This window comes from Pseudomonas sp. CFBP 13602 (assembly GCF_014842725.1).
GTDB classification, from domain to species: domain Bacteria; phylum Pseudomonadota; class Gammaproteobacteria; order Pseudomonadales; family Pseudomonadaceae; genus Aquipseudomonas; species Aquipseudomonas baltica.
In genome coordinates this window covers 140658-161250 of record NZ_JACYVT010000007.1, presented here as the reverse complement: position 1 = coordinate 161250, position 20593 = coordinate 140658, and the positions used below count along the sequence as shown (strand labels likewise).

At 63.6% G+C, this 20593-nt stretch carries 20 protein-coding genes and 1 pseudogene; 7 read left to right on the top strand and 14 right to left on the bottom strand.

What is annotated here, in order from left to right; translation table 11 throughout:
- Positions 1–261: 261 nt before the first annotated feature.
- Complete coding sequence (locus tag IFU31_RS15905; RefSeq protein WP_122478886.1) at positions 262–483, bottom strand: hypothetical protein; 222 nt, start codon at positions 481–483, stop codon at positions 262–264.
- A 786-nt stretch (positions 484–1269) separates the two neighbouring features.
- Between IFU31_RS15905 and IFU31_RS21930 the strand changes: the two are divergent.
- The 6 genes and pseudogenes from IFU31_RS21930 to IFU31_RS15880 all read left to right on the top strand — a co-directional run.
- Positions 1270–2046: pseudogene (locus IFU31_RS21930) on the top strand (PAS domain-containing protein); the annotation flags it as partial.
- Positions 2026–2577, top strand: coding sequence for a methyl-accepting chemotaxis protein (locus IFU31_RS21925; RefSeq protein WP_425311991.1), 552 nt, complete (start codon positions 2026–2028; stop codon positions 2575–2577). The pseudogene IFU31_RS21930 and the gene IFU31_RS21925, both read left to right, overlap by 21 nt.
- 69 nt (positions 2578–2646) lie before the next feature.
- The gene (gene msrA, locus IFU31_RS15895; RefSeq protein WP_192103677.1) at positions 2647–3153 is read left to right on the top strand and encodes a peptide-methionine (S)-S-oxide reductase MsrA; all 507 of its coding nucleotides are present in this window, start codon (positions 2647–2649) and stop codon (positions 3151–3153) included.
- 375 nt (positions 3154–3528) lie between these two features.
- Entirely contained in the window at positions 3529–5919 is a 2391-nt protein-coding gene (locus IFU31_RS15890) for a TonB-dependent siderophore receptor (RefSeq protein WP_192103675.1), read from the top strand.
- Positions 5920–6160: 241 nt separating this feature from the next.
- The gene (cobF, locus tag IFU31_RS15885) at positions 6161–6916 is read left to right on the top strand and encodes a precorrin-6A synthase (deacetylating) (RefSeq protein WP_192103673.1); all 756 of its coding nucleotides are present in this window, start codon (positions 6161–6163) and stop codon (positions 6914–6916) included.
- 231 nt (positions 6917–7147) lie between these two features.
- Positions 7148–9208, top strand: a complete 2061-nt coding sequence (locus IFU31_RS15880; protein WP_192103671.1) for a hybrid sensor histidine kinase/response regulator — start codon at positions 7148–7150, stop codon at positions 9206–9208.
- 60 nt (positions 9209–9268) lie between these two features.
- On the opposite strand, the gene IFU31_RS15875 is transcribed toward IFU31_RS15880, so the two are convergent.
- The 4 genes from IFU31_RS15875 to IFU31_RS15860 form a co-directional block, all read right to left on the bottom strand.
- A complete protein-coding gene (locus tag IFU31_RS15875; RefSeq protein ID WP_163007599.1) occupies positions 9269–9412 on the bottom strand; it encodes a hypothetical protein in 144 nt (47 codons plus the stop codon).
- Positions 9413–9581: 169 nt separating this feature from the next.
- Positions 9582–10520: a class I SAM-dependent methyltransferase gene (locus IFU31_RS15870; RefSeq protein WP_192057420.1), complete on the bottom strand. Its 939-nt coding sequence runs from the start codon at positions 10518–10520 to the stop codon at positions 9582–9584.
- Positions 10521–10557: 37 nt separating this feature from the next.
- Positions 10558–11445, bottom strand: a complete 888-nt coding sequence (yghX, locus tag IFU31_RS15865; protein ID WP_192103669.1) for a YghX family hydrolase — start codon at positions 11443–11445, stop codon at positions 10558–10560.
- 84 nt (positions 11446–11529) lie between these two features.
- Entirely contained in the window at positions 11530–11739 is a 210-nt protein-coding gene (locus tag IFU31_RS15860) for a DUF6434 domain-containing protein (protein ID WP_122478872.1), read from the bottom strand.
- Positions 11740–11904: 165 nt separating this feature from the next.
- Here IFU31_RS15860 and IFU31_RS15855 point away from each other — a divergent pair, with 165 nt between their 5' ends.
- Positions 11905–12561, top strand: a complete 657-nt coding sequence (locus tag IFU31_RS15855; protein ID WP_244657688.1) for an alpha/beta family hydrolase — start codon at positions 11905–11907, stop codon at positions 12559–12561.
- Between the two features lie 57 nt (positions 12562–12618).
- Here the strand turns inward: IFU31_RS15855 and IFU31_RS15850 are convergent, their stop codons facing one another.
- The 9 genes from IFU31_RS15850 to IFU31_RS15810 form a co-directional block, all read right to left on the bottom strand.
- Complete coding sequence (locus IFU31_RS15850) at positions 12619–14184, bottom strand: methyl-accepting chemotaxis protein (RefSeq protein WP_192103665.1); 1566 nt, start codon at positions 14182–14184, stop codon at positions 12619–12621.
- A 148-nt stretch (positions 14185–14332) separates the two neighbouring features.
- Positions 14333–15211 (bottom strand): metal ABC transporter substrate-binding protein, encoded by an 879-nt coding sequence (locus tag IFU31_RS15845; protein WP_192103663.1) that lies wholly within the window; start codon positions 15209–15211, stop codon positions 14333–14335.
- On the bottom strand, positions 15212–16111 hold the full coding sequence (locus tag IFU31_RS15840; protein WP_122478864.1) for a metal ABC transporter permease: 900 nt from the start codon (positions 16109–16111) through the stop codon (positions 15212–15214).
- The gene (locus IFU31_RS15835; RefSeq protein WP_192103661.1) at positions 16111–16860 is read right to left on the bottom strand and encodes a metal ABC transporter ATP-binding protein; all 750 of its coding nucleotides are present in this window, start codon (positions 16858–16860) and stop codon (positions 16111–16113) included. The genes IFU31_RS15840 and IFU31_RS15835 overlap by 1 nt, the downstream gene beginning before the upstream one ends.
- Positions 16857–17786, bottom strand: coding sequence for a metal ABC transporter substrate-binding protein (locus IFU31_RS15830; RefSeq protein WP_122712999.1), 930 nt, complete (start codon positions 17784–17786; stop codon positions 16857–16859). Before IFU31_RS15830 ends, IFU31_RS15835 begins: the two co-directional genes overlap by 4 nt.
- A 26-nt stretch (positions 17787–17812) precedes the next feature.
- Positions 17813–18376, bottom strand: coding sequence for a DUF6162 family protein (locus IFU31_RS15825; RefSeq protein ID WP_192103659.1), 564 nt, complete (start codon positions 18374–18376; stop codon positions 17813–17815).
- Positions 18373–18708: a hypothetical protein gene (locus IFU31_RS15820; protein ID WP_122478856.1), complete on the bottom strand. Its 336-nt coding sequence runs from the start codon at positions 18706–18708 to the stop codon at positions 18373–18375. Before IFU31_RS15820 ends, IFU31_RS15825 begins: the two co-directional genes overlap by 4 nt.
- A complete protein-coding gene (locus IFU31_RS15815; RefSeq protein WP_122478854.1) occupies positions 18705–19244 on the bottom strand; it encodes a thiamine pyrophosphate-binding protein in 540 nt (179 codons plus the stop codon). The genes IFU31_RS15820 and IFU31_RS15815 overlap by 4 nt, the downstream gene beginning before the upstream one ends.
- The gene (locus IFU31_RS15810) at positions 19241–20455 is read right to left on the bottom strand and encodes a PepSY-associated TM helix domain-containing protein (RefSeq protein ID WP_192103657.1); all 1215 of its coding nucleotides are present in this window, start codon (positions 20453–20455) and stop codon (positions 19241–19243) included. Before IFU31_RS15810 ends, IFU31_RS15815 begins: the two co-directional genes overlap by 4 nt.
- Between the last annotated feature and the right edge of the window lie 138 nt (positions 20456–20593).

Sequence of the window (20593 nt, the reverse complement as noted above, 5' to 3'; positions counted from 1 at the left end):
CTTGTGGATTCCACGCAGCTGTCTAGCTCGGGCAAGACGGGGTCATTGGCGTGCAGAAAAATGACGTCAGATTTTCGATCGCGAGTCAGTGGGCGACGCGCGGTGGTCCTGCGGCCGGACTGGCGAACTGTAATGTGTGTTTACAGTTGCATGCATCGACGGCATGCCAAGGCCTGCGCGTCCCTTGAATCGCAGGCATGAAAAAGCCCCGACGGGTCGGGGCTTTTCTATACAGCACATCGTTGTGCATCGCCGCCGCGATCAGGCAACCAGGGCCTGACGCGTACGGTCGATCACGGCCTGCAGCGGTTCGGCACTGGAGTACTGTTCCGGGTACAAGCGTTCGCTGTGACGGGCGATACCGTGCTCATTGACGATGGTGAAGCTGAAGCAGCCTTTGCGCGCGGCCATGATCAGGCAGTTCATCGGAGCGAAGGCGTGGGTGAGGGTGCGGATGGCATCCTGGGTCTGGATATGAGTCATGTTGTTGTATGTTCCTGCAATGGTCACGACTTGGAGCCGTGATCGATAAAAACGTTCCAGTAGCGCGGGCCTTTGGGCCGGGCGAAGAACCTGTCTGGAACAAGACAGCCAGTGAACAGCGCTTTATCGTTTTGGCTGTTGGGCTGACTGGTAGGTACTTAGGAGGGCAGGCAACATTCCGGGCTAAGGTTCGGGGCCCTGGATGCAGATCCTGATCAATCGTAGGTTGGTCGGGGCAGAGTAATTCGCTTGATGCCGGACTTGTTCGCAAGTCGGGGAGCGTTACCTGGAGACCATCATGTTGGTCGAGCCCGTGTGAACAGGGTGGTCGACCTGAATTGACTTTCAGCTTGGTACTAACGGGTCGAAGACTATCGCATCGGCTATGAGAAGCGCAAGCGATATTCCGAAAAAATACCTTATGGCTACCTTGAAGACGCAAACGAAGGCCCGGTCACTGCAAGTGCAAGAAAACGTGTCTGTCCGGTCTGATCGTGCCTCGCCGATCATGGCTACTCGGTATGACTCACGCAAGTCAATGAAAAAAAACGTCTTTTCGAGTTGGTGAAAAAATCGACAGTTTGACTTCAGGCCCCATTCCATATGGGTTTGCGAGGGGCAGGGGGGGGTTGTCCACTGACTTATCCACAGCTTCTGTGGATTGTCCCAAGGACGCGCTCTGGCACGGGGTTGGTCGCCTCCGAAAGGGCAGACATCTGTCGCCTAGGGCTAAACCCTCGGCCATTGCCGCCGATAACACGACCATGACCCTGATGCCGGTGCCTTATGTTCAACAACAAACTCAAGCAGCAACTCAGCGCCCAAGCCGATGAACTGGTGGAATTGCGTCAATTGGTAGCCGGCATGACCCACGAGATGCTCAGCCTGGACATCGATGCATCGCTGCGCATCATCGCCTGCAACGACTTGTTTGCGACCACTTTGGGCTATACCGAAGCCCAGCTGGTTGGCAGGCTGATGACCGAATTGGTCCCTACCTACGTGACCAAACTGCCGTGCTACAACAACTTTCGTGCGGCGGTGGCAGCGGGCACTTCGGTGTCGGACAACTATCGCTACCTCAGGGCGGACGGCAGCCTGGTCTGGGTCAATGCGCACTGGAAGCCCATCCGCAATGCGGCAGGTGTGCTGATGCACATCAAGTGCTTTGCCACCGATGTCACCAAGAGCATGGAGAAAGCAGCGGAGAACGCTTCGTTCATCGACGCCTTGCTGCGCTCCACGGCGGTCATCGAGTTCGATTTGAAAGGCACCGTGCTGTCGGCCAACGACCAGTTCATGCGCGGCATGGGCTATACCCTGGCGCAGGTGCAGGGCAAGCATCACCGCATGTTCTGCCACAGCGAAGAAACCAGTTCGCCGAGCTACACCGAATTCTGGGCAAACCTGAATCGCGGTGAGTTCGTCGCCGGGCGCTTCAAGCGCCTCGACAGCATGGGCCGCACCATCTGGCTCGAGGCGACCTACAACCCGGTCTACGACACCGAAGGCAAGCTCTACAAGGTGGTCAAGTTCGCTACCGTGGTCACCGAGCAGGTCGAGCGCGAGGCCGAGGTCAATCAGGCGGCGCAGACCGCCTATGAAATCTCGCGCAGCACCGACATCAGCGCCCAGCGTGGCGCGGTGGTAGTGACCGATACCGTGCAGACCATGCGCAAGATCGCCGACGACATGCAGTCCGCGTCCAGCGGTGTGGAAGCGCTGGGCAAGCAATCGCTGCTGATCAGCTCGATCATCCAGACCATCAGCAGCATCGCCCAACAGACCAACCTGCTGGCGCTGAACGCCGCCATCGAAGCGGCCCGCGCCGGTGAACAGGGGCGCGGGTTCGCCGTGGTGGCCGACGAAGTCCGGCAACTGGCGGGCCGAACCAGCACCGCCACCGACGAGATCGCCGCCGTGGTGCAGCAGAACCAGGCACTGGTCGACGGCACCGTGCGCGACATGGCCAACAGCAGGCAGCAGGCTGAGCAGGGCGTACAACTGGCCGGTCAGGCCGGTGACGTGATCGTCGAGATCCAGGACGGGGCGAAGAAAGTGGTGGAGGCGGTGGCACGTTTCACCAACCTCTGACGGCCTGTACGGCACCTTCGCAGCGGTTGTATTAGAATGGGCCACGTTCATTCAGCGAAGGTAATCGATATGACAGTCCAGACCGAAACCGCTCTGCTGGCGGGTGGCTGCTTCTGGGGCATGCAGGACCTGATCCGTCGTTATCCGGGCGTCCTGGAGACGCGGGTCGGGTACAGCGGCGGCGATGTCGCCAATGCGACCTACCGCAACCACGGCACCCACGCCGAAGCCATCGAGATCGTCTTCGATCCCAGCGTGATCGGCTATCGTCAGATCCTCGAGTTTTTCTTCCAGATTCACGACCCGTCCACGGCCAACCGCCAGGGCAACGATGTAGGCCTGAGCTACCGCTCGGCGATCTTCTACAACACCGAGGAGCAGAAACGCGTCGCACTGGAAACGATCGCCGACGTCGATGCCTCCGACCTGTGGCCCGGCAAGGTCGTCACCGAGCTTGCCCCGGCAGGTGATTTCTGGGAAGCCGAGCCCGAGCATCAGGATTACCTGGAGCGTATTCCCAACGGCTACACCTGCCATTTCGTACGTCCCGACTGGAAACTTCCCGCGCGCGGCTGATCCGGTTGCGCCAATAGCTAGACATATCCAGTAATAATTTCCCGGCGGTGGCGTTCATCACTGCCGGGACATCCATCCTGACGCCCCCCGCAACGACCCCTCTCTATCGTGCAGCCCGCACGCTCTGCGCTCTTCATACGCACTTATTCAGCCTGCGCGCTCGCTGGCAAAGATCAATGCTTCTGGTTGGCAGCCGCGAATGCTTGCCAAGTGCCATGAATTATCATTTACATTTTTTTGACATTTGCATAGCCTTGCGCCGCTTCCGCATTCAACGCGGTTTCGCACACAAGTTTGCGTGGCTTCCTACAGCCTGCATTCGAGTCTTCGCCCGGGGGGGGCAGACCGCCTTGTGTGGGTTCCTGAGGTCATGCCATGAATCATTTTCCGTTGCGCAGTGTTGCGCTGTGCATCTCTTTGTCCATTGCCGGCCTGGCGCAGGCAGCTCCGATTGCGCTGAATCTGCCCGCGCAGCCTTTGGGCGAAGCGCTGAACCAGTTGGGTCAGGCCAGCGGCCTGCAAGTGGTGTTCGAACCAGCGGCGATTGCCGGCAAGACGGCACCTTCGGTAACCGGCCGGATGGAACCCGCATTGGCACTGCAACGCCTGCTGGCTGGCAGCGGCCTGGTCGGTACGGTGCAGGGCGACGTGGTCAGCGTCACCGCGCCCGCTACAGCGTCCACTGGCGGCGCGGTGGAACTGGGCGCGACGGCCGTCTCGGCCGCCACCAGTTCCATAGCCGGCACGGCCACCACCGAACACTCCGGCTCCTACACCACCGGCAGCATGAGCACCTCGACCGGGCTGTCGCTGTCGATCCGCGAAACCCCGCAGTCGGTCAGCGTCATCACGCGCCAGCGCATGGACGACCAGGGCATGAACGACCTCAACGATGTGGTCAAGTACGCGCCCGGCATCACCTTGCGCAAGTTTGGCGGCGACCGTCAGGCGTTCCAGGCGCGCGGGTTCAACATCGACAACATCATGTACGACGGCCTGCCGACCAGCATCGGCCAGTTCACCCTGGACACCATCGCCGGTGCCGACCTGGCTTTGTACGACAGGGTTGAAGTGGTGCGCGGCGCCACCGGCCTGATGACCGGTGCCGGCAGCCCGTCGGCAACCCTGAACCTGGTGCGCAAGCGTCCTACCGCTACCCCTCAGGTCAGCATCACCACCAGCGCCGGTACCTGGGACCGCTACCGCACGCAAGTGGATGCGTCGAACCGGCTCAACGAATCCGGCACCCTGCGTGGCCGGGTGGTGGCCGCCTACGAAGACGACAACAGCTACATCGACGAGCGTGAAAAGCAGCGCCAGACCTTCTACGGCGTATTCGAAGCGGACTTGAGCGAGGCGACTACCCTGACCCTCGGGGCTTCCAAGCAGCGCGATGACGCCACCTCGGACTGGGGCAGCCTGCCGTCCGGTCCGAATGGCGAAGACCTGCATCTGTCGCGTTCCACCTTCCTGAGCAATGACTGGGCCTACTGGGACCGGGACAACGTCAGCGTGTTCACCGACGTCACCCACCGCTTCGACAACGGCTGGACCGCCAAGGCTGCGGCCGCGAAGATATGGGCCGAGTCCAACACCTTTTCCAGCTATCTGACGGCGCCCCGCAATGGTGTGTACGGGCAGGCCACAGGCGCCTACGACACCACCGACGTGCAGACCAACGTGGATGCCTCGCTCGCTGGCCCGTTCCAGTTGTTCGGGCGCGAGCATCAGTTGACCCTCGGCGCGAGCCGTCGCCAGGAAAAGTTCGACCAGACCGGTGGCTACTGGAACGACTCCACGCCCATCGATATCTACAACTTCGATCCGGGTGTCATCGCCAAGCCTTCGCGTACTCGCAGCGACTATCGCCTTTACGAGAGCAAGAACACCGCGACCGAGAAGGGTGTCTACGCCGCCGCGCGTTTCAACCCGCTGGACCCGCTGCACATCATCGTCGGCAGCCGGGTCAGTTGGTATGACTACGACAACCGCTCGGGCATCGGTGATTACAAGGTGACCCAGGAAGTCACGCCCTATGCCGGCATCATCTACGACCTGAACGACACCTACTCGGTCTATGCCAGCTACACCGAAATCTTCAAGCCGCAGACGCAGCAGGATGTCGGCGGCACGGTGCTGGACCCGATGACCGGCGAAAGCTACGAGATCGGCATCAAGGGCGAGTACTTCGATGGCGGCCTGAATGCGTCCGTGGCCATGTTCGACATGACCCAGCAGAACCGCGCCTACGCCATTCCCGATCAACCGGCCAGCTGCCGGGCCACCAACCGCACCTGCTACGAGGCTGCGGGCGAGGTACGCAGCCGTGGCCTGGATACCGAAATCAGTGGCGCCTTCACGCCCAACTGGCAGTTCTCGGCCGCCTATACCCTGGTGCTCAGCCAGTACGTGAAAGACCGTACCTACGAGAAAGGCAATCTGTTCGCGCCCAACCAGCCCAAGCATCTGTTCAAGGCCGCAACTACTTACCAATTCGAAGGTGCCTTGGACAGGTTGCGTATCGGTGCCGACGTGCTGGCGCAGAGCGCAACCTACGGCCGTGTCGGAACCGGTCATGCGGAGCAGGATTCCTACGCGGTACTGGGCTTGATGGCCGGCTATCGCTTCGACGAACACTGGGACGCCCGCGTCAACTTCAACAACGTGCTGGACGAGAAGTACTGGCAGGGTATTCCTACCGCAACCGGCAGTGGCACCTACGGCGACCCGCGCAACCTGATGTTCTCGCTGAAATGGTCGCTGTGATCCAGTGACCGAGAGGGCGGGCGTGCAATGCGCCCGCCCGTCGATCATCACAGGCATTCGTAGCAGATGCCCATACGTGTCAAGGCCGAAAGGGCGTGGACAGCTGGAACTGTGCCAATTCGCGCAACCCTGTATTCACCTTGAAACGGACGCTGTAAGGTCTGGCATGGGCCAGCTGTGAAGAGAGGCCCCTATCGGCACTGCCATAGGCGCGTTGTGGTGAACTGTCTGCGGAGCACTTTTGAAAACACTCCTCATCATCGGCATCGGCGCCGGTCATCCCGAGCACATCACGGTGCAGGCGGCGCGTGCCTTGGCGCGGGTCGATGTGTTCTTCCTGATGGACAAGGGCGATCACAAGGGCAAGCTCAATGCCCTGCGCAAAGAGATCCTCGAGCGTCATGCAACGCCTGGGGCGTATCGGGTGGTCGAGGTGCGGCAGCCCGAGCGTCCGGCCGGGCCGGACTATCGGACGTCGGTGAATACCCTGAACGCGCGCAAGCGGGCGGCCTTCGAGGGGCTGCTCGATGATGAAGTGGCGGACGGGGAGTGCGCGGGCGTTCTGGTGTGGGGCGATCCTTCGCTGTACGACAGCACGCTGCGCATTGTCGAGGCGATCGCTGCCAACGGCGCGCGAGCGGTGCACTATGAGGTGTTTCCCGGTGTGACCAGCATTCAGGCGCTGACCGCGGCGCACCGGATCACCCTCAACAGCATTGCCGGTGCCGTGCAGATCACTACGGGTCGACGCCTGGCGGCGGGCATGCCCGAGGGCGTCGACACGGTGGTGGTGATGCTCGATGCACAGGACAGCTTCAAGGCGCTGGTCGGCCAGGATCTGGATATCTATTGGGGGGCTTACGTCGGTACGGCCGATGAAGTGCTGCTGTCGGGAAGGCTGGACGACATGGCGCAGACCATTGCCGATGCGCGGCAGCAGGCGCGCAGCCAGCATGGCTGGATCATGGACAGTTATCTGCTCAGGCGGCGTGTCTGAAGTTGCGCGGGGTTGCCGGACGCGGCTTGCGCCGCTGCTACAGGGGCTGTCTGGTGTTTTGCGGGGCTGCCGGACGCGGCTCGCGCCGCTGCTACAGGGGCTGTCTGGTGTTTTGCGGGGTTGCCGGACGCGGCTTGTCGGTCTTGCGCGCGGATTTCGCGTTGCGCAGGCTTGTATTACCTAAACGCCAACGTCACCATCAGGGCACCCTGCGTTCCGCTGTGAGCCGATATGCCGACCCAGCCTCCCGAACATTTTCGCGCCCCCTCCGTACCTGAGGAGACACCCGCCCAAGATGCCGCCGAGCGCCTGCAGCTGGCTCTGGATACCGGGGCCATCGTCGGTACCTGGGTATGGGATGTTGCGGCCGACCACTTCAGTGCCGACGAACGCTTCGCCCGCACCTTCGGTCTGTCCGGCAAGGTCTGTGCCCAGGGCCTGCCGCTGGAGCAAGCGATGGCCAGCGTCCATCCGCAGGATCGCCCGCGGGTCGAAGCAGCCGTGTTCGAGACCCTCGGCAACGGCGGTCACTACCGTTGCGAGTATCGCGTGCTGCAGAGCGACGGCAGCTATCGCTGGATCGAAGCCAACGGCCACGTCGAATTCGACGAGGCGGGGCGTCCGCACCGTTTTCCCGGCGTGCTGCTGGACATCCAGCAACGCCGCAGCGCCGAGGCCGAGCGCGATCGCATGACCCACCTGCTGCGCACCTTCACCGCCGCGGTGCCCGGTGTGGTGTACGCCAAGGATCGCCAGGGGCGGATGCTGGTTGCCAATCGCGGCACCACCGAACTCATCGGCAAACCGCCCGAGCAATACATCGGCCGCACCGATATGGAGTTCCTGGAAGACAAGGTCCAGGCTCGGGTGATCATGGAAACCGACCGGCGCATCATGGAAGGTCGGCACACCCAGGAGGTGGAAGAGGAGGTACGCCAGGCCGACGGCACCGCCGCGACCTGGCTGTCGCTGAAGACGCCTCTGCTTGACGAGGACGGCGAAGTCATTGGCCTGATCGGCTCCTCCATCGACGTCACCGCGCGCAAGAAGGCCGAGGCTGCGGTGCGCGAGCTCAATCAGACCCTGGAAGAGCGCGTGCGCATCGCCATTGCCGAGCGGGAAAAAGCCGAGGCAGCGTTGCACCAGGCGCAGAAGATGGAAGCCGTGGGCCAGCTTACCGGGGGTATCGCCCACGACTTCAACAACCTGCTGGCGGGCCTGTCCGGCAGCCTCGAATTGATGCACATGCGCTTGAAACAGGGCCGTACCGCTGACCTCGAACGCTACCTGGACGTAGCGCAGGGGGCGGTCAAGCGCGCCGCGTCACTGACTCATCGCCTGCTGGCGTTCTCCCGTCGGCAGACCCTGGCTCCGGTGCCCACCGACGTCAACGCGCTGATCCACGGCCTGGAAGAACTGGTGCGACGTTCGGTCGGACCCTCCATCGAACTGAGTGTGCGCCATACCCAGGGTCTGTGGACGGCGCTGATCGACCCGACCCAGCTGGAAAACGCCTTGCTCAACCTGTGTATCAATGCTCGCGATGCCATGCCCGGTGGTGGGCGGATCACTATCGAAACCGCCAATCAGTGGCTGCCTCACAGCGATGCATTCAATCACGAGGTACAGGCCGGCGAGTACCTGGTGGTTCACGTGACCGATAACGGTTCGGGGATGAGCGAGGAGGTCATGGCCAAGGTGTTCGAGCCGTTCTTCACCACCAAACCGGTGGGCGAGGGCACCGGCCTGGGTCTGTCGATGATCTACGGGTTTGCCAGGCAGTCCGGCGGACTGGTGAAGATCCAGTCACGGCCGGGGCTTGGCACGACGGTCAGCCTGTACCTGCCCAGGCATTGTGCCGGTATCGAGACAGAAGCGGTGGTGCCCAGCCAGGCGCCCATCGACCTCGGTGGCAGCGGCGAAACCGTGCTGGTGGTGGACGACGAAGCCTCGGTGCGCGGTTCCGTGGCCGAGCTGCTGGAAAGCCTGGGCTATGTGGTCCTGCAGGCCGGCGACAGCGCCCAGGGCCGAGACCTGCTGCAATCGGCTGCGCGCATCGACCTGCTGGTCACGGACGTAGGCTTGCCTGGCGGGCTCAATGGCCGGCAGATGGCCGAGCTGGGGCGCTCGGCCCGGCCAGGCTTGCCGGTGCTGTACATCACCGGCTACGCGCAGAACCTGGCGTTGGACCAATGCCATCTGCAGCCCTGCACCGAGGTGCTGACCAAGCCGTTCGCCCTGGAGGCGCTGAGCGAGCGCGTGCGCATGCTTATCACGCAACGGCAGCCATGAAACCTGTTCTGCGGCCATGAAAAAGCCCCGCCATGGCGGGGCTGCTCACAACCAGCGGGCTCATCGAGTCAACCTGGCGTTCAGGATCGCGTCGCGCACCAGCGGGCGGCAGGCTTCGACGAAGGCGATCAACTGGCTGGCCGGGATTGTGCCCAATGCACTGACAGGGGTATGGCGGATGGTGTTATATTCCTGCGCTGACATGGCGGATACCTCTCAAGGGTTTCATTCGATGTGTCACCCGAGCCGCCGGGACTCTCACCTCCCGGTGGCTCTCCTTTACTTGGTTCGCCGGGCACGTGAAATTGTTCAATCTTTAAGATGGCCAGTCGCCGTACGGTATGTTAGGCCCTTCCCCTGCTCTATTTGGTAATCACTCCCGCGCGAACACCATGGCCTTGAGGCCGCTGGCTGGATCTATGTCGGCAAACTCAGGTGGGTTGTCCAGGCGCCGCTGCAGGCGCAGCTGCGGTGCTTCGCGGCGCAGCTCGTCGACGAGAAAGTCGGGGCCCAGTGCCGGGTCGTTCATGCACGCCAGCACCACGCCCGATTCGCTGAGCAGTTCCGGCAGGCGGCGCAGTACCCGCTGGTAATCCTTGGTCAGCAGGAAGCTGCCTTTCTGGAACGACGGCGGGTCGATGATCACCATGTCGTAAGGGCCGTCCTTGCCGACCCGGCCCCAGGACTTGAACAGATCGTGGCCCAGAAAGCTGACCTTGCCCAGCTCGTGGCCATTGAGGTGGTGGTTCTCGCGTCCCCGGGTGAGGGCGGCGCGAGACATGTCGAGGTTGACCACATGGGCTGCGCCGCCAGCGATGGCGGCCACCGAGAAACCGCAGGTGTAGGCGAACAGGTTGAGCACACGTCGACCCTGGGCGTTTTCGCGTACCCAGTCGCGACCGTGGCGCATGTCGAGAAACAAGCCGTTGTTCTGTTTACGCCCCAGGTCGATGCGGTACTGCAGGCCGTTCTCGACCAGGATCACCTGCTCTTGCGCTTCTCCGATCAGCCAGTGCACGTCGCTGCCGGGCAGATAGCGGTGCTGCAGTGCCAGACCGCGCGCACCGCTGGCTGCCCAGACTGGCTGCTCAGCAAGTTGGGCAAGCAGCTGTTGCAAGTCTGCCAGCTGTTCGGCAAGCGGCTCCTTGAACAGCGATACCAGCACGATGCCCTGAAGCCAGTCCACGGTCAGTTGCTCCAGCCCCGGCCAGCGCCGACCGCGGCCGTGAAACAACCGACGGGTTTCAATCGGCGGCTGAGCGAGGGCTTGGAGCAGGTGTTGGTGCAAGGTGGCGAAGGCGTCGGCGTTCATGGCAAGGATCACGGCTGCAAAGGGCCGGCATTCTACGTCAGCTCAGGTATTTTTCGAACCAGCCCAGCGTGCGTTCCCAGGCCAGGTCGGCTGCGGCCTTGTCATAGCGCGGGGTCGAATCGTTGTGGAAACCATGGTTGGCGCCGGGATAGATGTACGCCTCGTAGGTTTTGCCTGCCGCCTTGAGCGCTGCCTCGTACGCGGGCCAACCTTCGTTGATGCGCGTGTCCAGTTCGCCGAAATGCAGCAGCAGCGGCGCCTTGATCTTCGCTACATCCTTGGCATCGGCTTGACGGCCATAGAACGGCACCGCGCACGCCAGCTCGGGATAGGCCACCGCCGCCGCATTGGACACACCGCCGCCATAGCAGAAGCCGGTCATGCCGACCTTGCCCGTGGCACCCTCGTGCGCCATCAGCCAGGGGATCGCAGCGAAGAAATCATTCATCAGTTTGGTCGGGTCGACCTTCTCCTGCAGCGCCCGGCCCTTGTCGTCGTTGCCCGGATAGCCGCCGACCGAGCTCAAGCCGTCCGGGGCCAGGGCCATGTAGCCAGCCTTAGCGACCCGCCGTGCGACGTCTTCGATATAGGGGTTGAGCCCGCGGTTCTCATGCACCACCACCACGCCTGGCACCTTGCCGGTGGCCTGCGCAGGCCGCACCAGATAGCCGCGCACCTGGCCATGGCCGTCGGGCGAGGGATAGGTGATGTATTCGGCCACGATCTGCGGATCGGTGAATTCCACCTGCTGGGCCAATGCATAGTTCGGGCTCAGACTGGCCAGCAACGCGCCTGCGGTCAGTCCTCCGAAGGTGAACAGCGCCGCGCGGTCGAGGAACTCGCGGCGGTTGATCTTGCCATGGGCATAAAAGTCGTACAGTTCCAGCAACTCGGGGGAAAAATCCTTGGCACTGAGACGATCCATCGGGCACTCCTATCGGAAGACACCAAGCGGTGAGGGTTGCACTCATTAAAGCAGCGTTTTGCACCCTGGCCAGCGCTTCGCGCGTCAGCGGCGATGCAGCAGGTTCCAGTGGTCCGCGACCTGGCCCATGGTCTTGGCTTCGCCACTTTTGAGCCAGGCCATGAAGGGGCGGTCGAAATGAAAGTTCGGGCCGCACGCCTCGGTCAGGAAACGCCGCACGTTCTGAGTGTTGCGATAGCCTCTGTCCAGGGGGGTGTAACGGGTGATGGGAGCACTGTGCCAGTCGAAGTTCATGAATCGCTATCCTTCGCGAAAAGATCATTGAGTATAGGGGAGGGGGCGAGCCGCGCCTGCACGCTGACGTCGTGCACGCCATCATGCACAGGGCACTTTTCCTGTGCCGCGTTTTGCCTCAGAGTCTGTGAATCGCCAATAGTGCCAAACGTCGACGGAAGGATGATGAGCGAAGATCAGTGGAGCCAACGCATGCAAGACAACGGCTGGCTGTGGAACCCTGCCCAGACTGGCGCGCAGGCGCCGTGCCTGATCCTCGCGCACGGTGCCGGCGCGCCGATGGACAGTGCCTTCATGAACAGCATGGCCGAGCGGCTGGCCGCTGGCGGGGTCAGCGTGGTGCGCTTCGAGTTTCCCTACATGGCCCAGCGCCGCAGCGGCGGCAGCAAGCGTCCACCCAGTCCGCAGGCAAGCCTGCTGGAAAGCTGGCGACAGGCCTATGCCCTGGTGCGACCGCTGGTGACGGGAACCCTGGCCGTGGGGGGCAAATCGAAGGGCGGACGGATGGCCAGCCTGCTGGCGGACGAACTGGGTGCCGATGCACTGGTGTGCCTGGGGTATCCCTTCTACGCGGCCGGCAAGCCGGAGAAACCGCGCGTCGAACACCTGGCCGACCTGCGCACGCCAACCCTGATCATCCAGGGCGAGCGCGATACGTTGGGCAACTGCGAGACAGTGGCAGGCTTTGATTTGTCGGGGGAAATCGAGCTGTACTGGCTCAGCGCCGCCGATCATGACCTCAAACCCTTGAAGTCATCCGGGTTCAGCCACGATCAGCATCTGCAGACCGCCGCCGACCGGATCGTGGCCTTCCTGTCCTGACTCGCGTAGCCGACACGTGGCCTGCCATGCAGGCTGCGATGCGAGGGCAGGGGGCAGTCAGCGGTTGAAACGCTCCACCAGCGAATACTGGCTGTTGGCGGTCTTGGTCAGCTCTTCGCTGAGCAGTGCCGAGTTCTGCGCCTGTTCGCTGGTTTCATCGGCCAGGTGCGAGATGGTGGTGATGTTGCGGCTGATCTCCTCGGCCACTGCACTCTGCTCTTCGGTGGCTGCGGCGATCTGCGTGGTCATGTCGGTGATGTTGGCGACCGCTTCGCTGATGCCGATCAACGCCTGGTCGGCTTCCAGCACGCGAGCCACGCCTTCCTCGGCCTGACGGTGACCGGCATCCATGGTCTGCACGGCATTGTTGGCGGTCTGCTGCAGCTTGGCGATGAGCCCGTGGATCTGCCCGGTCGACTCGCTGGTGCGTTGTGCCAGCTGACGCACCTCGTCGGCGACCACGGCGAAGCCGCGGCCCATTTCGCCGGCGCGTGCCGCTTCGATGGCTGCGTTGAGCGCCAGCAGGTTGGTCTGGTCGGCGATACCTTTGATCACATCCACCACGCCGCCGATCTCGTCGCTGTCCTTGGCCAGCTGGGTCACGGTCTGCCCGGTTTCCCCGACGACCACCGACAAGCGCTGGATCGCCTCGCGGGTTTCGCCGGCGATGTCGCGCCCGCGGCTGGTCAGGCGGTTGGCCTCCTGGGTGGCGTCGGCAGTGCGCTGCACATGGCTGGCCACTTCCTGGGTAGTGGCCGCCATCTGGTTCACCGCAGCGGCTACCTGCTCGGTTTCCAGGCGCTGACGGTCCAGGCCCTGGGAGCTCTGGTGCGCGAGGGCATCGGATTGCCGGGCTTGACCGGTCAGGTGCTCGGCGGTGTCCTGCAAACGGGTCAGGCAGGTCTTCAAGCGCGCTTCCTGGCTCAGAATGGCCATTTCCAGGCGCGCCTGGGCGCCCCGGCTGTCGGTGTACATCTGCGCGATGAGCGGATCCGAGGTGGTCTGGTCCGCCAGCTTGAGCAGCCGCTTGATACCGCGCTGCTGCCAGCTCAGGCCCATCAGGCCCAGTGGCAGCGACAGCCCGGCGGCCAGGGCGAACCCCCACGAGGTATCCAGCCAGGTGCCGATCATGAAGCCGACCTGACTGACCAGAATGAACGGCAGCCAGTTCTGCAGCACCGGCATCCAGCGATCGCGGCCGGGTACTGCGGATCTGCCGTTGTTCAAGCGTTCGTAAAGCGACTGGGCACGGCGGATCTGCTCGGCCGTCGGCTTGATCCGTACCGATTCGTAACCCACCACCTGCTTGTTTTCAAGCACCGGAGTGACGTAGGCGTTGACCCAGTAGTAGTCGCCGTTCTCGCAACGGTTCTTGATGATGCCCATCCATGGCAGGCCCTGGCGCAGCGTCGCCCACATGTGCTCGAACACCGCCGAAGGCACGTCCGGGTGGCGCACTGTATTGTGCGGCGCGCGAATCAGCTGCTCGCGGGTGAACCCGCTGATCTCCACGAAAGCATCATTGCAGTAGGTGATCATTCCTTGGGTGTCGGTCGTGGAAATCAGGCGCTGCTGGGCAGGGAAAGTCCGTTCGCGCTGGGTGATAGGCTGATTGTTACGCATGAGTGTCCATTCATTCCGTGGGGCTTTGACAGGTTCTCGGCCAGCTCGGGAAAAGATTGAATGGGATATCGGCGAAGGGTGGTGAGAGGGCTTCAAAGTCATTGCCGAGCAGGCCCGGGAACCGCAGCCTGCTTACGGCAGGGTAGGGTCAAAGGGCCTGGATGACGGCGCTCATGTGAGCCTGCAGGTCGGCGATCGGGTCGTCGCTTTCCTCGGCCAGCACCAGCAGCTTGCTGCCTGCGGCAGTGATCACCGCCTTGACCGCTTCGGGCGGTTGGCGATGGTCGATGACCAGGGCAACGTCGTTGTCCTTGAGCGTCATGCTCAGGTTCTCCAGCTGCGCGGTGTCCCACTGTTCGTCGTTGAGCACCTGGGTGGCCACCGTGTCCAGATTGAGACCGGCTGCAAGGTAGGCGAAGCTGTCGCTGAGGCTGACCACACTGACATTGTCCGCCTTTGCCAGGCGTGCCTCGCTGTCGGCGCTGAGCTTGAGCAGTTGCTGCTTGAGTGCGGCCAGGTTGGCGTCGATCCGCGGTTTGGCGGCCGGAGCCAGGCGTACCAGGTCGGCAGCCATGACGTCGGCCATGCGGCCCATGTTGTTGCTCGACAGCCACGGCTGGCTGTTCAGTCCGCTCACGCCCGGCTGTACCGCGATACCGGGCAGCACCCCGTCGACCGGGCGCGCTGCGTCGATCTCGACGATGCGAATGTTGCTGCGCCGCGCCAGCGGGTACAGGGAGTCGTCAGGCCATAGCGAACGCAGCCCGATCACCGCGTCGGCAGCGCCGGCCAGTCCGGCCAGGGCTTCTGCGCCGCGGCCGGTGAAATAGGCATTCTGTCGGGAGCCGGGCAGGTTGGCGGCGGCCGCACGGTGCAGTTGCACGCCGCTGTCCTTGAGCAGCAGTTGGCCCAGGCCGTAGGTGATCGGCAGGCTGGCGAGAACCTTCACCGGCTCCGCCGCCTGGATCGCAGGGGCGAGCGCCGCACACAGGGCCAGGGCGACTGTCAGTTTGCGCAGAGTAGGCATTTATCCGATGTTCCCTTTGAGGCTGGGCAAGGTGCCGCGGGCGATGGCGGCGAGAGCGAAGGCCAGGCCTGCGACCAGGATGATGGCCGCCCCGGAAGGCACCGGCAGATCGAAGAGGATCGGCAGCAGGATCCCGCACAGGGTGCTCACCGTGGCAATGATCACCGAGATCCAGAAGAAGCCCTTGAGCGACTGGCTCAGCAGCCGTGCCGCCGCTGCCGGAATCACCAGCAGCGCACCGACCAGGATCGCGCCGATGACCTTCACCGCTGCCACGGTGATCAGCGTCACCAGAATCACGAACAGGTAATCCAGGGCTTTCACCGCCACGCCGCGCACCGCGGCCAGCTGCGGATTGAAGCTGGCCAGCATGATGCGGTTGTACAGCGGCAGGCTCAGGCTCAGGACCAGGGTACCGACCACGGCCAGTACCAGCAGATCGTTGCCGTTGACTGTCAGTACCGAGCCGAACAGCACGTTCTCGAGAATGTGCACGTTGATCTTGCCGGCCAGGGTCAACAGCAGGCTGGCACCCAGGGCCAGCGAGACCGACAGAAACACGCCGATCAGCGTGTCCGGCGCCAGGCCGGTGCGATTGCGCAGGTAATTGAGCACGATGCCGAACAGCAGGCAGTAGCCGAACAGGCTGCCGTAGGGGCCCGTGTAGGGTTCGCCGAGCAGGATGCCGATGGCCACGCCGGTGAGCGCGGCATGCCCGACCGCTTCGGAAAAGAACGCAAAGCGCTTGACCACCACCAGCGTTCCCAGGCCGCCCAGTACCGGGCCGATCAGCAACCCGGCGATCAAGGCGTTGACCACGAAACCATAGGCCAGTGCAGCGGGCAGGTAGCCGTCCGAGGCAAGGCCCTGGATGGCCAGGCGAAACTGTTCGTAGTCCATCAGGCGAGGCCTCCGGCGCGTGGATGGGTGGAGAACAGCGTGAGCAGCCGGTCTGGCGTCAGTGCGTCCGCCGGCCTGGCGTCGAACAGCACGCGTCGGTTGAGCCCGGTGACGTGGTCGGCCAGACGCTTGACCGCTTCCAGGTCGTGCTCGATCCATATGACCGTGATGCCGGCTTGCTGCCAGTCCAGCAGCAGGCGCTCGAACACCTGGATGCCGGCTTCGTCGAGCGCCGACATGGGCTCGTCGAGGATCAGCAGCTGCGGCGCCGGGATCAGGCCCTGCGCCAACAGCACGCGCTGGCGTTCGCCGCCCGACAACGCGCCCATGCGGCGCTTGCGCTTGTCCTGCATGCCGACCCGCTCCAGGGCCTCGCCAATGGCGCCGGCATAGCGTTTCGACAGGCCGAGAAAGGCAGGCCGACGCTGGCACATGGCGGCCATGAAATCGTCGACCGTCATCGGCAGGCCACGATCGAATTCCAGTGCCTGCGGTACATAGCCGATCACCCCGGGGCTGCCCGGCCACTGCAGGCTCAACTGGCCACGATGGGGCATCTGCCCCAGCAGGGTCTTGATCAACGAGCTCTTGCCACCGCCGTTGGGTCCGACCAGCGCGTGCACGCTGCCGCTGGCCACGCGAAAGGAGACCTGGTCGAGAATCAGCGTGCGGCCCAGCACCAGGCCCACCTCGGCGAACTCGATGGCGGGGCCGCTGCGGGCGAGGGCGAGGGGTTCGGCGGCCGTCATGCGCCGGCCTCCTGGATGGCCCGGACCACGGTGTCGAGGTTGCCGCCCATTTCCTTCTCGTATTTGTCGGCGCTGTACTCGCCATAGGAGATGTGCGAGAGGGGGTACATCTTCACTCCCGACTCTCGCTGGATGGTTTCGACATAGGTCGAAGGGAAATCCATTTCCGAGAAGATCACCTTGACGTCCAGTTCACGCAGCTGGTCGATGGTCTTCTTCAGCTGGCTGGGGCTGGGCTCGATGCCGTGCGCCGGCTCGACCACGGCGGTCACTTCCAGGCCGAACTCGCGCAGCAGGTAGTCGTAGGCCGCGTGTACCGTGGCCACCCGCAGCTCGGCGTTGGGCGCCTGGGTCAGCTTGGCCAGGGCGTCGGCGCGCAGCGTGCGCAGGCGCTTGCCGTAGGCCCGGGCATTGGCGGTGTAGAACTTGGCGTTGTCCGGGTCGAGCTTGCCCAGTTCGCGGGCGATGTTGTTGACCTGGGCGATAGAGGCACTGATGGACAGGAACGTGTGCGGATTGACCACTTTGCCGGCGCCACGCGCCATCGTCCCGGTGGCCGCCAGCAGGGGCACGTCGGCATTGGCCTCGATCACGTGGATATCGGGTTTCTCGCTGGCTTCGATCATGCGGTCGGCAAAATCGTCATGGCCGACGCCATTGAGCACGATCACGTCCAGGCTGCCGATGCGCTTGATGTCGTCGGCGCGTGGCTCGTAGGCATGGGGGTTGAACCCGGCCGGGATCAACGGCACCACTTCGGCCTTGTCGCCGACGATGTTCGCCACATAGCTGTAGTAGGGGTGCAATGTGATGCCGATACGCAGCGGCTTGCCGTCGGCGGCCCAGGCGGTGCTGGTGAACAGGGTGCCCAGCACTGCGACGGACAGGAGTCGCAGCAACGGACGGCGGGCGATAGATCTGGGCATGAAGAATCCTGGTGAAGAGGGCGTATTCAATGGCGATGCTGGCGGGTGACACCGGTGTCGAACTGGGCGATGACCTGCTGCCAGCCGCTGTCGGCAAGCGACGTGTCGTCCAGCAGCGCCGGTGCACTGGCGGAGGGTGCGCGGTTGAGCCAGACATCGGCGTCCGCGCCGTTCATGCGCAGCAGGAACGAGCCCGCCACCTCTGGCGCCTGGCTCAGGCCCACGTAGGCGCCCTGGACCATCAGCCAGGCGTGGCTGCCGCGGCTGACCGAGCTGGCGTCCTGGGCGAAGGGTGGGAAGCCCTCGCGGGCCAGTTGCTCGGGCGTGACCGGATCGGACTGTTCCTCGGCCAGCAGGCGGACCTCGTCGAGGGTCACTCGCAGGTCGGCGTAGATGCCCTGTTCGGCGGCGCTCAGGTCGCGTCGGGCGTCGAGCTGGTGGGACGGTACCGCGACGGCTTCGTGGCTGACCCCGTGCCAGGACACGACGCCGGCCGCCGCCAGCAGGATGAACAGGCACAGCAGGCCGACGTACAGGGTTTCATGGCCCGCACCGGCCGGGCGCACGATGTGCGTGACAGGCGTGCTCATGGTGCCTCGATGTCGGCTTGGTCGATTTCGACGACGTGGCCGGGGCCGGCATCGAACAGCACATAGAACTCGGCATCCGGACGCTTGAAGGTCACGGTCGAATCGCTGCCCAGCTTGCCGGGTACCAGGATGCTTTCGTCATAGCCGACCACGTCCAGGGTCACCCCCGGCGCGCCGCTGCCATCGGAAAATCCGCCGGTGCAGCGGATCTGCTGGTCGTCGATCTGCTTGCATTCGCACATCGGGTTGTGCGCCAGGGCCACGCCGCTGCAGGCGGCAGCGAGCAGCCCCAGTGCCAGGGCGGGCCAGCGGATGAATGAAACGCGGGTCATGGTCGGGTTCCTTGACGGTTCAGCCAGGCCACCGTCGCGGGTGATGCCTGGCTCAATGGAATGGAGGTCTGGTGCATCGAGCCGTCCCAGCCTTCCATGGTGATCCACAGCTGAGCATCGGCTTGGGTTTTGGCCGGCACTGGCAACCCGGCGAACATGCGGTAGCCACTGCCGAAGAAGATCACGCCTGCAGCCCTCAGGCTGCGTGGCTTGCCGATGCGCAGGTAGGTGGCCTTGACCTGGTCGATGCAGGTCTTGCACAGGGCCGCGTTGAAGTACTTGATGTCCTGGCCGCTTTCGGCGGTCGGGCCTTCGATGCGGCGTTCGGCCAAGGTCAGGCTCCACGGCCCGACGGCGATGTCGCCTACTGTCCGCTCGCCCAGGCCGCTGTCGCCGCGATCCATGGCGTTCTCGGCGAAATAGTGCGGCATGAAGCTCAGCGGGATGAACACCAGCAGCACGTTGATATGGAACCGCCACTTGCGCCAGAAACGCGACAGGGGCGAAGGCGTGGGGGCACTGAGGACTCGGCTCACAGGCTGCGCTCCGCGGTCTTGTGGGCAATCGGGTGCAGGCTGCCGGTGGGCGTCTGCGCAGTTTCGTGGCGGGCGCCGCGCTTGAACGCCTGGGCCGTGGCCAGGGCGGTGCGTTTGCTCCAGATCATCAAGCCGCTGAGCACCATCATGCTCAGCAGCAGGCCGAAGAAAGCCCAGATCAGCTTGATCCACAGCCCGCCGAAGTCACCGGTGTGCAGCGGGCGCATGGACTCGGTAACGAACTCCAGTGCATTGCGGTCGCCCAGCAGGTGCGAGCTGATCAGCTGCCCGGTGTAGGGGTTGATGCTGGCGGTCTGGAACATCAGCGGATACCAACTGCGGCCACCCACTTCCATCGGGCTGTAGGCGTTGAGCGGCAGCGACACGTAGCTGGCATCGAGGCCCGGCACTTGCTGTTTGACCACGGCGATGGCCTGCTCGACCGGGATCATCGGTGCCGGCGTGCCGTCGGCCACCAGCGGCACGTCGGCCCGGGCAATCACCGAGGTGACCGGCGAGTAGCTGGAGATGCTGATCTGGTTGTCGTAGAGGATGGCGCGAATCAGGAACCACACGCCGGTAATGGCGATGACCGCGATGAACCAGATCGACCAGATACCGCTAAGGCGGTGGAAGTCACCCCAGAACACCCGTGCGCCCTGGTTCAGGCGCAGGGTGGGCTTGAGAAAGCCCTTCCAGAACTTCTTGTAGACCACCAGGCCGGTGATCAGGGACACCAGCAGCGGCAGGCCGAGGAACGACACCAGGTACCAGCCCCAGGAGAAGCCGTTGGTGAAGGGCACCAGCCACCAGCCGTGCAGGGCGCGGGTGAATGCCGGGAAGTCGAACGCCGGACTGACGCCTTGCAACACGCCGGTATAGGGGTTCACATAGACCGTTGGCGAGCGGCCGTCCGGGTAGGTGACACTGGCGTTGACGGCGAAGTAGTCGCCGTCGGGGTGAACGAGATTGCTGACTCGCAGCTCGGGATGATCGCGTTCGATGGCGGCCATCAGTTGGTCGTAGTTCAACGGCTGGGCGTCGTCGGACGGTTTGTTGGCACGCATTTCCGGATTGATCAGCCACATGATCTCGGTGCTCACCACGGCCAGGGTGCCGGTCACACATACGATCAGCACGAAAAACCAGATCGGCAGGGCCAACCAGCTGTGCACCAGGAACCAGATTTTCGAGCGGGACTTCTTGGACATGGGAAAACGTTCTCGATTCACGAAGCCGGTCGCCTGAGGGGCAGGTTCCGGATCCAGCGAACAGGTGGCCACGGATTTGGATGGCGGCTATTGCACTGGATAAACAAGAATGAGAACAAGAACCAAATGAATTACGGG